The sequence below is a fragment of the Streptomyces sp. DF42 genome (assembly GCF_058267695.1).
Window position 1 is genome coordinate 3,427,819 of record NZ_CM177859.1, and the last position, 13,882, is coordinate 3,441,700.

General features: G+C 71.2%; 9 protein-coding genes. 6 read left to right on the forward strand and 3 right to left on the reverse strand.

The features are described 5' to 3' along the window. The first annotated feature begins 44 nt into the window (after window positions 1–44). From ACYUED_RS15555 to ACYUED_RS15575, 5 genes are all read left to right on the forward strand, one after another. Window positions 45–1,091, forward strand: a complete 1,047-nt coding sequence (locus tag ACYUED_RS15555; RefSeq protein WP_491292882.1) for a LacI family DNA-binding transcriptional regulator — start codon at window positions 45–47, stop codon at window positions 1,089–1,091. 463 nt (window positions 1,092–1,554) lie between these two features. Beyond that, entirely contained in the window at window positions 1,555–2,487 is a 933-nt protein-coding gene (locus ACYUED_RS15560; protein ID WP_491292883.1) for a bifunctional helix-turn-helix transcriptional regulator/GNAT family N-acetyltransferase, read from the forward strand. 11 nt (window positions 2,488–2,498) lie between these two features. Continuing rightward, window positions 2,499–3,299 carry a sugar phosphate isomerase/epimerase family protein gene (locus tag ACYUED_RS15565; RefSeq protein WP_491292884.1) on the forward strand — a complete coding sequence of 267 codons (801 nt, stop codon included), beginning with the start codon at window positions 2,499–2,501 and terminating at the stop codon, window positions 3,297–3,299. Between the two features lie 571 nt (window positions 3,300–3,870). Further along, entirely contained in the window at window positions 3,871–5,664 is a 1,794-nt protein-coding gene (locus tag ACYUED_RS15570) for a glycoside hydrolase family 3 protein (protein WP_491292885.1), read from the forward strand. A gap of 140 nt (window positions 5,665–5,804) precedes the next feature. Then, on the forward strand, window positions 5,805–6,440 hold the full coding sequence (locus tag ACYUED_RS15575) for a hypothetical protein (protein WP_491292886.1): 636 nt from the start codon (window positions 5,805–5,807) through the stop codon (window positions 6,438–6,440). A 40-nt stretch (window positions 6,441–6,480) separates the two neighbouring features. Here ACYUED_RS15575 and ACYUED_RS15580 read toward each other — a convergent pair whose 3' ends face one another. Together ACYUED_RS15580 and ACYUED_RS15585 are read right to left on the reverse strand one after the other, a co-directional pair. Continuing rightward, complete coding sequence (locus ACYUED_RS15580; RefSeq protein WP_491292887.1) at window positions 6,481–7,911, reverse strand: S28 family serine protease; 1,431 nt, start codon at window positions 7,909–7,911, stop codon at window positions 6,481–6,483. Window positions 7,912–8,018: 107 nt separating this feature from the next. Continuing rightward, complete coding sequence (locus ACYUED_RS15585; RefSeq protein WP_491292888.1) at window positions 8,019–8,411, reverse strand: hypothetical protein; 393 nt, start codon at window positions 8,409–8,411, stop codon at window positions 8,019–8,021. Window positions 8,412–8,602: 191 nt separating this feature from the next. On the opposite strand from ACYUED_RS15585, the gene ACYUED_RS15590 reads away from it, so the two are divergent. Then, on the forward strand, window positions 8,603–10,096 hold the full coding sequence (locus ACYUED_RS15590; protein ID WP_491292889.1) for an eCIS core domain-containing protein: 1,494 nt from the start codon (window positions 8,603–8,605) through the stop codon (window positions 10,094–10,096). A gap of 4 nt (window positions 10,097–10,100) precedes the next feature. On the opposite strand, the gene ACYUED_RS15595 is transcribed toward ACYUED_RS15590, so the two are convergent. Further along, window positions 10,101–13,847 carry an ABC transporter ATP-binding protein gene (locus ACYUED_RS15595; protein WP_491292890.1) on the reverse strand — a complete coding sequence of 1,249 codons (3,747 nt, stop codon included), beginning with the start codon at window positions 13,845–13,847 and terminating at the stop codon, window positions 10,101–10,103. Window positions 13,848–13,882: the final 35 nt, after the last annotated feature.

Genomic DNA, 13,882 nt, shown 5'->3' on the forward strand with positions numbered 1-13,882 from the left:
GCGTACGACAGGTACGACGAGATGCGTGACCGGAGGACGACGAGATGACGGTGACCCTGGCGGACGTGGCGGCCCGCGCGCAGGTCTCGCCCGCGACGGTGTCGCGCGTGCTGAACGGGAACTATCCCGTCGCCGCATCCACCCGTGAGCGGGTGCTGAAGGCGGTCGACGAGCTGGACTACGTGCTGAACGGGCCCGCGAGTTCACTGGCCGCGGCCACTTCCGACCTGGTGGGGATCCTCGTCAACGACATCGCCGACCCGTTCTTCGGGATCATGGCGAGCGCGATCCAGGCGGAGATCGGGGGGCCGGGGGGCCGTGCCGGGGGCGAGCGGCTGGCGGTCGTCTGCAACACGGGGGGTTCGCCGGAGCGTGAACTGACCTATCTGACCCTGCTGCAGCGGCAGCGGGCGGCGGCGGTCGTGCTGACCGGCGGCGCCATCCAGGACGCACCGCACGCGGCGGCCGTATCGGCGAAGCTGCGGAAGCTGACCGATGCGGGGACGCGGGTGGTGCTGTGCGGGCGGCCGCCGGCGCCGGACACCGGAGCGATCGCGCTCGCCTTCGACAACCGCGGGGGCGGACAGCGGCTGACCGAGCACCTGATCGGTCTCGGGCACCGGCGGCTCGGGTACATCGCGGGGCCGGAGGAGCGGACGACGACGCGGCACCGCCTTGAGGGGCACCGGGCGGCGCTGGCCGCGGCGGGGATCGAGGAGGATCCCCGGTGGACGGTGTGGGGCAGGTACGACCGGACCTCGGGGTACGAGGCGACGCTTGAGCTGCTGCGCCGCGATCCGTCCCTCACGGCGGTGGTCGCGGCGAACGACTCGGTCGCGCTGGGGGCGTGTGCGGCGCTGCGGGAGTCCGGACTGCGGATTCCTCAGGACGTGTCGGTCGCCGGCTTCGACGATCTGCCGTTCAGCATCGACGCGGTGCCCGCTCTGACGACGGTGCGGTTGCCGTTGGCGGAGGCGGGGGCGCGGGCCGGGCGGATCGCGATGGGGCGGGAGGAGCCGCCGCCGGGGGACATCGCGACGGTTCGGGGAGAGCTGATGGTCCGGGGGTCCTCCGGAGGACCGCGCGACTGAGGGGGCGACACCGAGGGGCGGCCGCACAGGCGCTTTGGCGCTCGGGCGCACAGGTGCATAGGCGCTCAGGCGCTCGGGCGCTCGGGGCGCGGGTGCTCGGGGCGCGGTGGACGGACGGGGCGGGGGGCTCGAGCTTGTCTCCTCCGGAGGAGCAGGACCGGTGTGCGGTGCGTGTATGCCGGCCTGTGGGCCGACAGCCCGTGGCCAGGGCGCGACCGCCGGCCGGTGGCCGACAGCCAGCTCCCGGTGCGTGACTCCCGACCGGTGTCCGGCGGGTGTCTGCCGACCGGTGAGCCGACAGCCGGTGACCGGTGGTGCCTACCGGCCGGTGGCCGACAGCCGGTGTCTGTCGGCCGGTGGCCGATGAGGGGTAGCCCCAGGGGTGGGGGTGCCATAGTCTCGACCCGACGGTATCTCTGACTGAGTCAACTGTTCGGGGTCAACCATTCGGGGGTCGACGCTCATGACCGTCCAGGACATCCGCACCTTCAACCGCTTCTACACGAACGTCATCGGCGCTCTCGACTACAGCCGCCAGCTGTACGCCCCGTACACGCTGACCGAGTCCCGAGTGCTCTACGAACTCGCGCACTCCCCGCGTACCGACGCGGTGGATCTGCGGACCGAACTCTCCCTGGACGCCGGGTACTTGAGCCGGATCCTGAACAAGTTCGAGGACGACGGGCTGATCGAGCGCGCACCGTCCGCGCGTGATCCCCGGCGCCGCGAGGTCACCCTCACCCCGCGTGGGCGCGAGACCGCGGGCCTGCTCGCCGAGCGGGCCAACGAGTCCGTGGGCGCGCTCCTGGCCACCGTGCCCTCCGCCGACCGGCCGCGCCTGTCCGAGGCGATGCGCACGGTCCGCGAGATCCTCTCCGACGGCCGTCCGCCCCGCCGCGAGGACGTCGTCCTGCGCGAGCCCGGCCCCGGCGACCTGGGATGGATCGTGCAGCGCAACGCCGCGCTGTACGCCGCCGAGTACGGCTTCAACGCCGACTACGAGGGGCTGGTGGCCCGTATCGTCGCCGACTTCGCCGAGGACCACGACCCACATCTGGAGCGGGTGTGGATCGCCGAGGTCGACGGCCGGCCGGTGGGATGCATCATGTGCGTACGGGACGACGTCCCGGCCACCGCCCGGCTGCGGCTGCTGCTGGTCGAGCCCGAGGCGCGCGGGCTCGGCATCGGCGACCGGCTCGTGGGGGCCGTCGTCGGCTTCGCCCGCGAGGTCGGCTACCGCGACATCGTGCTGTGGACCAACGACGTCCTCGGCGCCGCCCGCCGCATCTACCAGCGCCACGGCTTCGTCCTGGTCGCCGAGAAACCGCACCGTTCGTTCGGAAAGGACCTGACCGGCCAGGACTGGCGGCTGGACCTGCACGGCACCCCCGGGTGACAGTAGGGACCATGAGACTGGCGTTCTCCACCCTCGGCGTCCCCGGCCTGCCCATCCCGGACGTGGTCCGGCTCGCGGCCACCCACGGCTACCACGGCGTCGAGCTGCGCGCCCACCCGGAGGAGCCGGTCCACCCCGGCATGGACCCCTCCGAACGCGCCGACGTGGCCTCCGAGTTCAAGGCGGGAGGCATCGAGATCCTGGGCCTCGCCGGTTACACACGCGTGGCCGCGCCCGGCGACGACGGCCCCGTGATCGAGGAGATCCGCCACCTCCTCGACCTCGCCCGCGACCTCGGCGCCCCCTACGTCCGGGTCTTCCCCGGCGCGGACCACGAACAGACCACCGAGCGCGCCGACGCTCTGGCCGCCCGGCGGCTGGGCACGGCCGCGGAGTACGCCGCCGACCTCGGCGTACGCATCCTCCTCGAGACCCACGACTCGCACCGCAGGGCAGCCGACGCGATCCGGATCCTGGGCCCGGTCGGCCACCGTCATGTCGGCGCCCTGTGGGACGTCATGCACACCTGGCTGGGCGGCGAGCAGCCGTCGGAGTCGTACGCCGCCCTGTCGCCGTTCCTCGGCTATGTCCAGGTCAAGGACATCGCCTCCGCCGAGGACACGACCCCGCTCGCACTCGGCGCCGGCGTCCTGCCGCTCACCGAGTGCGTGGAGGTCCTCTCCCGGCACGGCTGGGACGGCTGGCTGTGCTGGGAGTACGAGAAGCGGTGGTACGAGGAGGCCGCGCCACTGCAGGAGCTGCTGGCAGCGGGACGGGAGCACCTGGGGCGACTGCTCAACGAGTGCGCGTAAGCGCTCCGCCGGGCGTGCGGTGATGAACCCGCGGGCGGTGGGGGCTGGTCGCGCCCGCGTGGCGGAGCCGCATATCGACACGGCCCCGCGCCCCTGACGGGGCGCGGGGACGGCCGTACAGCCTCCCTCCGGCAAGGCGGTCGTACGCCCTGTGGCACAAAGGAGGCGCTCGCCGTCCGGAGATCGCAGAGACCGTACGCTCCCTGCAGGAGCAGTGGCCGACCATCACGCCTCATCCGGCTCTGTGCCCCCTCGGTCACCAAGTTCCGGAAATCGCCGAGAACGCGGGAACCCGCCCCCCTTACGGTTCGTCCAACCCGCAAGCTGACCGGATGAGTCTCCGCCGTGCGGTGTCGGCCCTCGCTGCTGGCTGCGATCGCTGACCTACCCTCTCCGCCGTACTGCGGCCGGCAGCACGCCGCCATCGGCGCGCCCCCTCCAACAGCGCCGATGGCGGCCCCTCTCCGCTTACTGCGCGCTCCCTTGACTGGCAGAAACTTTCCCACTATTGCTGACCCCTTGGAAGTTTCCTTCAGTTGATCTCCAACGGATCACTCCGGAAGGAGCGCACGTGCCCTCCAGACGTACCGTTCTCGCCGCCACCGCAGGTGCCACCGCGGCCCTGGCGATCGGCACCGACGCCTACGCCGGCACACCCGACGACAAGAAGCTCCGCTCGCTCATCTCCCGCATGACCCTTCCCGAGAAGGTCGGCCAGCTCTTCGTCATGCGCGTGTACGGTCACTCCGCCACCGCGCCCGACCAGGCCGACATCGACGCCAACCTCAAGGAGATCGGCGTCCGCACGGCCGCCGAGCTGCTCGCCAGGTACCGCGTGGGCGGCATCATCTACTTCACCTGGGCGCACAACACCCGGGACCCCCACCAGATCGCCGGCCTCTCCAACGGCATCCAGCGCGCCTCCCTCACGCAGCCCCGCGGTCTGCCCGTCCTCGTCGCCACCGACCAGGAGCACGGCATCGTCTGCCGCGTCGGCGCACCCGCGACCCTCTTCCCGGGCGCGATGGCGATGGGCGCCGGCGGTTCACGCCGGGACGCGCACACCCTCGGCCGCATCTCCGGCGCCGAGTTGCGCGCGATCGGCATCAACCAGGACTACTCCCCCGACGCCGACGTGAACATCAACCCGGCCAACCCGGTCATCGGCGTCCGGTCCTTCGGCGCCGACCCGGACGCGGTGGCCGGACTGGTCGCCGCCGAGGTCGCCGGGTACCAGGGTTCGTCGGTCGCCGCGACCGCCAAGCACTTCCCCGGGCACGGCGACACCGCCGTCGACAGCCACTACGGCTTCCCGGTCATCACCCACAGCCGCGAACTGTGGGAGAAGCTGGACGCCGTACCCTTCCGTGCGGCCGTCCGGGCGGGCATCGGCTCGATCATGACCGCGCACATCCAGTTCCCGGCCCTCGACGACTCCGGCGACCCGGCCACCCTCTCCCACCCGATCCTCACCGGCATCCTGCGCGGGGAACTCGGCTACGACGGGGTCGTGGTGACGGACTCCCTGGGCATGGAGGGCGTACGGACGAAATACGGCGACGACCGTGTTCCCGTGCTGGCGCTCAAGGCCGGCGTCGACCAGCTCCTCAACCCGCCCGACCTGGCCGTCGCCTGGAACGCCGTCCTGAAGGCCGTACAGGACGGCGAGCTGACCGAGGCGCGGCTCGACGAGTCGCTGCTGCGGATCCTGCGGCTGAAGGCGCGGCTCAGGCTGTTCGAGCAGCCGTACGCCGACGGGCGCGGCGTGGACCGCGTGGTCGGCACCGGGGCGCATCTCGCGGCGGCCGACCGCATCGCCGAGCGGACGACGACGCTGCTGGTCAACGAGGGCGGGCTGCTGCCGCTGTCCCGCCGTACGCACAGGAGACTCCTGGTCGTGGGCGCCGATCCGGCCTCTCCGTCCGGGACGACGGGCCCGCCGACGGGCGTTCTCGCGAAGGCCCTGACCGACCTGGGGTTCACCGCGACGGCCCTGTCCACCGGTACGGCTCCCTCCGCCGCCACCATCGCCAAGGCGGTCGCCGCGGCGCAGGACGCGGACGCGGTGGTCGTGGCGACCTACAACGTCACGGCGGGCAACGCGCAGCAGACCCTTGCCGGGCAGCTGGTGGCGACCGGGAGGCCGGTCGTGGCGCTCGCCGTCCGCAACCCGTACGACGTGGCCCAACTCCCCTCCGTCCCCGCCCACTTGGCGTCGTACTCCTGGACCGACGTCGAACTGCGGGCGGCCGCGCGGGTGATCGCCGGGAAGGTCGCGCCGCGCGGGCGGCTGCCGGTGCCCGTGCAGAGGGCCGACGATCCGACGCAGGTGCTGTACCCCATCGGCTACGGGCTGTCGTACTAGACGGGACGTAGGGCCCGTACGTCACACACCCGGCGTACGACCACCAATGGGCCCAAAGCGTCCCGCGCGTCTGGCGTGTGCCCGCTGCGGCGGGTCACGCTGGGGGCGGGTCATCTGGGGAGGTGCCCGGGGGGATCGCGATGCGTGAGAGAAGTCTTGTGGGGGTGGTCTGCACACTGCTGGTACTGGTCGCCGCCCTGTCGACGGGCTGCCAGGTGCTGTCGTCCGCGTCCGACAAGGGTGACGAGCCCGGTGCGGCACCGAGGACGACCTCGACGCAGCCCTCCGGCTACGGGTCGGTGTTCCTCGCCGTCGACGAGTGCAGTTCGTTCGGTACGGCGAGCTTCACCGAGGTGCCGTGCACCAGTGAGCGGGCTTTCGCCCGGGTGGTGGCGCGCCATGACGGCACGGTGGGCGACGGCCCGCTGTGCCCGGCGACCACGGACTTCGTCCTGCACATCAGCGAGCAGAGTTCGTCCTCCGACGAGGACGGCGACGGCTCGGTGCCGCAGGGCTACGCCTGTATGCGCGATCTGGAGCCACCGCACCCCGGCGACCCGGGCGGCGGGGGCGGGCCACGCACCATCGTCGGCGACTGCGTCTACGGCTCCGGGAACGGCCAGGTCCGCGAGACGGCGTGCGACGGCAGCGGCAGGAAGAAACCGCAGTACAAGGTGGTGGAGGCGGTCACCAGGCGCATCCGGTGCCCCGCGGGGACGGCACTGTACGTGCAGCTGGAGGGCAGGCAGCCGGTGGGCTGCGCCCGGCCGGTGTGAGATGGGCAACGGCCGGGCACAGCAGGGGACTTGACCGGTCCTACGGTCGCAGAGCCGGGTCGCGCTCCACGTCCCGTACGTCCAGCTTCCCGTCGAACGCGGCCAGCGGCTTCGCCTGAGCCGTGGAGGAGGCGGGGACACCGGCCCACTGCAGGATGCGGGCGGTGGCCAGCGCCTTCTGGTCCGCGACCAGGCCGGCCACGTTGGCGCCGTGGTTCAGCCCCGGGGCCGTGAACACGTACGAGTCCTTCGCGCCCTTGCCGACGCGGAAGCGCTCCGCGCCCCACGGGTCGTTCTGGCCGTAGACGAAGAGCATGTGGTGCGCGTTGTGCCGCACCCAGGAGTCGACGTCGCGCATCGCGTACGGCTGGAACTTCATCGGGATGTCGCGGGGGACCAGGTTCCGCGGCGACTCGTAGCCGTACCGGATGTACTTCTTCTCGATGTACGGGAAGTGGATGTCCGGCGCGCCCAGCTGCGTACCCGCCTGGTAGTAGTACGGCGTGTACGGCTCCAGGCCCTGATCCGCGTAGAAGGAGAAGCCGGAGATGCTGTCCACGGAGTCCCAGATCGCCTGGTCGGTCGCGGTCTTCGCGTCCGCCGGGATGGTGGCGCAGTCGCGCAGCAGGCTGTACTGCCAAAAGCCCCACACGTAGTCGAGGACGACGGCCTCGTACGCTCGGTCCAGGCTGCCGATGGTCTTGAAGGTGTAGCCGTTGTCCGCCGCGTAGGCCGCGTACTTCTTCTCCAGCGGCTCGCGGCGCACCAGCGCCTCGCGCTGCACCGCGTTCAGCCGGTCGCGGCACTCCTTGGTGCCGACCTTGGTGAAGAAGCGGTCGTAGGCGGAGTCCTCGTTGTTCACGACGTCGTTCGGGGCGACGTACGCGACGACGCCGTCCATGTCGCGCGGGTAGAAGCGCTTGTAGTAGGTGGCGGTCATGCCGCCCTTCGAGCCGCCCGTGGAGACCCAGTTCCTGGTGTAGATCTTCTTCAGCGCCTTGAAGATACGGTGCTGGTCACTGGCCGCCTGCCAGATGTCCAGCTTGCTCCAGTCGGCCGGGTCGGGACGGGACGGGGTGAAGAAGCGGTACTCCATGGAGACCTGGTTGCCGTCCACGATCTGGGTCGGCTCGCGGCGGCTGGGTGTCGTGGAGACGTTGTAGCCGCCGGTGTAGAAGACCGTCGGGCGGCTGACGTCCTTGTGCAGCACGGTGATCCGCTGCTGGAACGTGCCCTTGGACGGGTGGTGGTGGTCGATCGGCTGGCTGTAGTCGAGGACGAAGAAGCGGTAGCCGGTGTACGGCTTCTCCTCGATCAGGCTCATCCCCGGTATGGCGAGGAGCTGGTCCTTGATGTCGGTGGTGGCCTTGGTGGCCGTGGCCCCCGGCTCGGCGGCGGTGGCCGCCCCCGCCGTGCTCACCGTGCCGATGAGCACCGTGAGTGCCAACAGCCATCTGAGCGCCTTGCGCATGCACCCTCCCCTGTGAATCAGATGTGCGTGCGGAAGCTATCGGAGCAACTCCGTTACGCACCAGGGGAGATAGGGAAGTCCCTCGGTTTTGGGAGGGTTCTGCGGGTTCAGTAGCGCTTCCAGCCACCGGAGTCGTACGACCCACGGCCCACCGAGCCCTTGATCCACACCTTGCGGTGCCCGACGTAGGCCCGCACCGGTCCGGCGTGGCTGGTGAACTGCCCCTTGTCGACGATGGGTTCAAAACCGCGCACCTGCATGCTGACCATCATCGGCCGCTTGGCGGCGCCGCCCTTGGGGACGGTGAGGGCGCACAGGTAGCTGCCACCCCTGTACAGCTTCACGGAGCCGGTGGAGAAGGAGAACGTCCTGATCCTGTGTCCCGAACAGGACTGCGGGGCGGCCTGCGCCTGCCCCGGCGCCGCCACGGCGAGGAGCCCGGAAGCGGTCAGCACCGTCAGGAGCGTCGCCAGCCGCCGCCGTATCGCACCACTGTCCACTGTCGTCCCTTCCCGTACCCGGCGATGAGCGTACTGGTGTACGGACGCACGACATGTGTCGGATGGTTGCACGGGCGTCGACGAGCGGGCGCCCTTCGGTCAGGCGAGCGTGCAACGGGTCTGCCCTCCCAGCTCTTGCGGCCGCCCGTCGTCTCTGTGGAGATGTGAGAGGAGTCCCAAGGAGGTCTGTAGTGCACGCCAAGGAACTGCCGGAGAAGAACACCGGCCAGCGTCGAGCCCCGTCCCCGTCGTCCCAGGCGGCGAGGGAGGCGCAGCCCGCTGTCGGGACACGGTCCCCGCGGTCGCTCGCCGCGCTGCAGCGCACCGCCGGCAACGCCGCGGTGACACGCATGGTCGAGGTCCAGCGGGCGCGGTCCGACCGCGAGGAGCACGAGCACGGTGCGGGATGCGGCCATGAGGACGCCGTGCAGCGGTCGGCCGCGGGCGAGGTGAGCTCCGTGGTGCGGTCCGGGGGCAGCCGAATGGCCCCCGGGTTGCAGCGGGAGATGGAGACCCGGTTCGGCGGCGAGGACTTCTCCGATGTCTCCCTCCACACCGGCACCGCGGCACGCAGTTCCAGCGAGGCGGTCGGGGCCGAGGCGTACACCACGCACACCAACCACATCGTGTTCCGCAGCGCGGTCGACAAGTTGACCCTCGCCCATGAGCTGGAGCACGTCCGCCAGCAGCGCGCCGGCGCGGTGGCCGGCACCGACAACGGCAGCGGTGTACGGATCAGCGATCCGTCCGACCGCTTCGAGAAGGCGGCGGAGCGCACGGCGCGGCAGGTGATGCGGGGCGGGGCGGACGTTCAGCGCGCCGTCGAGAAGGGGTCGACGGCCCGGGCGTCGGCCGCGGTGCAGCGCATGCCGAAGAAGAAGACCCCGAAGACCGCGCCGGCCGAGACTCCCGCGCAGTCGGCCGCTCCGGCCAAGAGCGAGGCCGAGAAGATCATCGAGTACTTCGACGCGCTCGACGAGGGGTTCAAGGCGAAGGAGAAGAACGCGAAGGAAATCATCCTGGAGAACATCGGCATCGGGGCCGCGTACACCACCCTCGCCGAGGTGGAAGGGGACGCCGAGCTGTCGACCCTGTTCCGCGAGGAGCTGGGGACCGCGGAGCACGAACCCGGGTTCCAGACAGCCTCCGTCGGCGGTGGCGGCAGCAGCGACTGGGCGGCGAAAGCGGTGACCAACGCGCACGCGGACATGCGGATCAGGCATCCGTTCTGGGGCGGCAAGACCTCCCTCCACCACAAGATCGCCCGCAGCCAACTGGACGACATCCTCGCGTCGGCGGATGCGGACGGCCCGCGGGCCTCGCCGGTCTTCGTGTTCCTGGACGAGATCCGGAATGTGCTCGAATCCACGGCCGGAAGCAAGAAGGCTCTGCACAACATGCCCGCCAACCTGGAGATGGGGCCGGCCAGTGACACGAGGACGGGGGACCCCGGCAGCGGAACGGACTTCAACTACGACTCGGGTGCGATGACGCCTCGGTCGAGCGAGTTGAACGACGCACTGCAGCTGACGCGTGCGACGCCCGTCGACTGGCAGGCAGTCGCCGACAAGCTCCGGGCGGCGCAGAAGATCCAGGAGGAGGAGTACGGCGGCGCGATCATCTCGCCGCCGGTCCTCGCACGCTGGAAGCAGCGCGGCGCCAAGTGGGAGAAGCAGGACACCTGACCGCTCAACGCACCGCGCCCACCGGCTCCTCCGTGTCCGGCGCTCCCACGAACGTCCGCCACAGCTCGGCGTACTGCCCGTCCAGCGCGAGCAGTTCGTCGTGGGTGCCGTCCTCCACGACCCGCCCGTGGTCCATGACGACCACCCGGTCGGCGCGGGCTGCCGTGGTCAGCCGGTGGGCGACCACGAGTGTCGTACGGCGGCCCGCGAGCCGGTCCGTCGCCTGGTTGACCTGGGCTTCCGTGGCCAGGTCCAGGGCGGCCGTGGCCTCGTCGAGGAGGAGGACGTCGGGGTCGACCAGTTCCGCGCGGGCCAGGGCGATCAGCTGGCGCTGGCCCGCCGAGAGGTTGCGGCCGCGTTCGGCGACCTCGTGCAGATAGCCGCCGTCGAGCGTGGCGATCATCTCGTGCGCGCCGACCGCGCGGGCCGCCGCCTCGACCTCGGCGTCGGTGGCGTCCGGGCGGCCGTAGGCGATGGCGTCGCGGACCGTGCCCTGGAAGAGGTACGCCTCCTGCGGGACGACGCCGAGCCGGTGCCGGTAGGAGGTGATGTCGAGGGCACGCAGGTCCTGCCCGTCGACCGTGACCCGGCCGCTCGTGGGGTCGTAGAAGCGCGCCACGAGCTTGACGAGGGTCGACTTGCCCGCGCCGGTCTCGCCGACGAAGGCGACCGTCTGCCCGGCCGGGATCGTCAAGTCGATGCCGTCGAGCGCCTCTTCCCCTGCTGCCTCGTCGGCGGCACCGTAGGCGAAGTGCAGGCCCTCGAACGCGATGTCGCCGCGCAGGGAGAGGACCTCCAGCGGTTCGTCCGCGGCCTTGGTGGAGGTCGGCTCCCGGAGCAGTTCCTGGATGCGGCCCAGGGAGACGGTGGCCTGCTGGTAGCCGTCGAAGACCTGGGAGAGCTGCTGGACCGGCGCGAAGAACAGGTCGATGTAGAGGAGGTAGGCGACCAGCGCACCGGTCGTCAGGGTGGCGGCGTCCACCCGGCCCGCGCCCGCGATCAGCACGGCCGCGGCGGCGACGGACGACAGGAGCTGCACGAAGGGGAAGTAGACGGAGATCAGGAACTGGCCCCGGACGCGCGCCTGGCGGTAGCTGTCGCTGCGCTCCGCGAACCGCCGCCCGCCGTCGGCCTCGCGCCCGAAGGCCTGCACGATCCGCAGCCCGGACACCGACTCCTGCAGGTCGGCGTTGACCAACGACACACGCTCACGGGCCAGTTCGTACGCCTTCACGCTCGCCCGGCGGAAGAAGAACGTGGCGACGATCAGCGGAGGCAGCGTGGCGAACACGACGAGCGCGAGCTGTACGTCGATCACCAGCAGGACACCCATGATGCCGAAGAAGGTGACGACGGAGACGAAGGCGGTGACCAGGCCGGTCTGCAGGAACGTGGAGAGGGCGTCGACGTCGGTCGTCATCCTCGTCATGATCCGACCGGTCAACTCCCGCTCGTAGTAGTCGAGTCCGAGCCGCTGCAGCTGGGAGAAGATCTTCAGGCGCAGCGAGTACAGGACCCGCTCACCGGTGCGCCCGGTCATCCGGGTCTCGCCGATCTGCGCCGCCCACTGGGCGAGGACGGCGAGCAGACCCAGCAGCGCGGCCGCCCAGACCGCGCCGAGCGCCGCCGCGGTGACGCCCTGGTCGATGCCGTGCCGGATCAGGACCGGAAGGAGCAGTCCCATCCCGGCGTCCACGGCCACCAGAGACAGGCTGACCAGCAGGGGAAGGCCGAAACCCCGCAGCAGTCGGCGCAGGCCGTAGGACTCCTCGGGCGTGACCGCACGCGCCTCGTCGATGTCCGGGACGTCGGTCGCCGGCGGCAACGCGTCGACCTGGGCGAGGAGTTCGGGCGTGGCGGGCATGCCCTCCGTCGCGAGGTCCCTCGGGACGCGCTCGCCCGCCCACAGCCGGGGCGTGATACCGCGCTCGGCGTCGAACTCGGCGTCCAGCTCGTCCCGCACGGAGGTGTCCTCCTGCGGGCAGGCGGCCGGGGTGTGCCCCGGTGAGACGCCGCCCAGCTCGTCCGGGTCGGTGAGCAGTCGGCGGTAGAGCGCGGACCGCTCCTGCAGTTCCTCGTGGGTGCCGATGTCGGCGAGCCGGCCGGCGTCGAGGACGGCGATGCGGTCGGCGAGGTTCAGGGTGGAGCGGCGGTGCGCTATCAGCAGGGTGGTGCGGCCCTGCATGACCTGCTTCAGCGCCTCGTGGATCTCGTGCTCGACGCGGGCGTCCACGGCGGAGGTGGCGTCGTCGAGGACGAGGAGCCGCGGGTCGGTGAGGATCGCGCGGGCGAGGGCGACGCGCTGGCGCTGGCCGCCGGAGAGGGTCAGGCCGTGCTCGCCGACCTTGGTGTCGTAGCCGTCCGGGAGCTCGCTGATGAAGCGGTCCGCCTGGGCGGCGCGGGCGGCGACGAGGATCTCCTCCTCGGTCGCGTCGGGGCGGCCGTACGCGATGTTGCTGCGGACCGTGTCCGAGAAGAGGAACGAGTCCTCGGGGACCAGCCCGATCGCGGCCCGCAGCGATTCGAGGGTGAGCTCGCGGACGTCGTGGCCACCGACGAGGACGGCGCCGCGGGTGACGTCGTAGAAGCGCGGCAGGAGCAGGGAGACGGTGGACTTGCCGGAGCCGGAGGAGCCGACGACGGCGAGGGTCTCGCCGGGACGGATCTCGAAGCTGAGCCCGTCGAGGACGGGGCGCTCCTCGTCGTAGCCGAAGGTCACGTCGTCGAACTCGACGGTGGCGGGCGCGTCGGCGGGCAGTTCCCTGGTGCCGTCCGTCATCGACGGCTCGGTGTCGATCAGCTCCAGGACGCGCTCGGTGCCCGCGCGCGCCTGCTGCCCGACCGTGAGCACCATGGCGAGCATGCGGACCGGGCCGACCAGCTGGGCGAGGTAGGTGGAGAAGGCGACGAAGGTGCCCAGGGTGATGTGCCCGCGGACCGCCAGCCAGCCGCCGAGCGCCAGCATGGCCACCTGGCCGAGGGCGGGGACGGCCTGCAGGGCAGGGGTGTACGTGCTGTTCAGCCGGATGGTGCGCAGCCGCCCGGCGAACAGCCGCCGCCCGACCTCCCGCAGCTTGCCGGTCTCCTGCTCCTCCTGCCCGAAGCCCTTCACCACGCGTACACCGGTGACGGCGCCGTCGACCACGCCCGCGACGGCGGCGGCCTGGGCCTGCGCGTACCAGGTGGCGGGGTGCAGCCTGGAGCGGCTGCGCCTGGCGATCCACCACAGGGCGGGGGCCACGGCGAGGGCGACCAGGGTCAGCGGAAGCGACAGCCAGGCCATGATCACTAGGGAGATCAGGAAGAGGAGGACGTTCCCGATGGTCATCGGGAGCATGAAGAGCAGGCCCTGGATCAGCTGGAGGTCGCTGGTCGCGCGGCCGACGACCTGGCCGGTGGACAGCTCGTCCTGGCGGCGGCCGTCGAGGCGGGTGATCGTCTCGAACATCTCGGTCCGCAGGTCGTGCTGGACGTCGAGGGCGAGCCGGCCGCCGTAGTAGCGGCGGATGTAGGTCAGGACGTAGACCACCACGGCGGCGGCGACCAGGGCACCGGCCCAGGGAGCCATGTCACGGCTGTGATCGCCGATGACGTCGTCGATGATCACCTTGGTGACGAGCGGGACCAGCGCCATGACCGCCATGCCGCCGAGCGAGGAGCCGAGCGCGAGCAGGACGTCCTTCGGGTAGCGCCATGCGTACGCGGCCAGCCTGCGCGCCCAGCCTCGTGTCTCGCCCTGTTGCGCTGCCACGCGGGTGCCCTCCTTCAGCCCTGATCTTCCGGAAG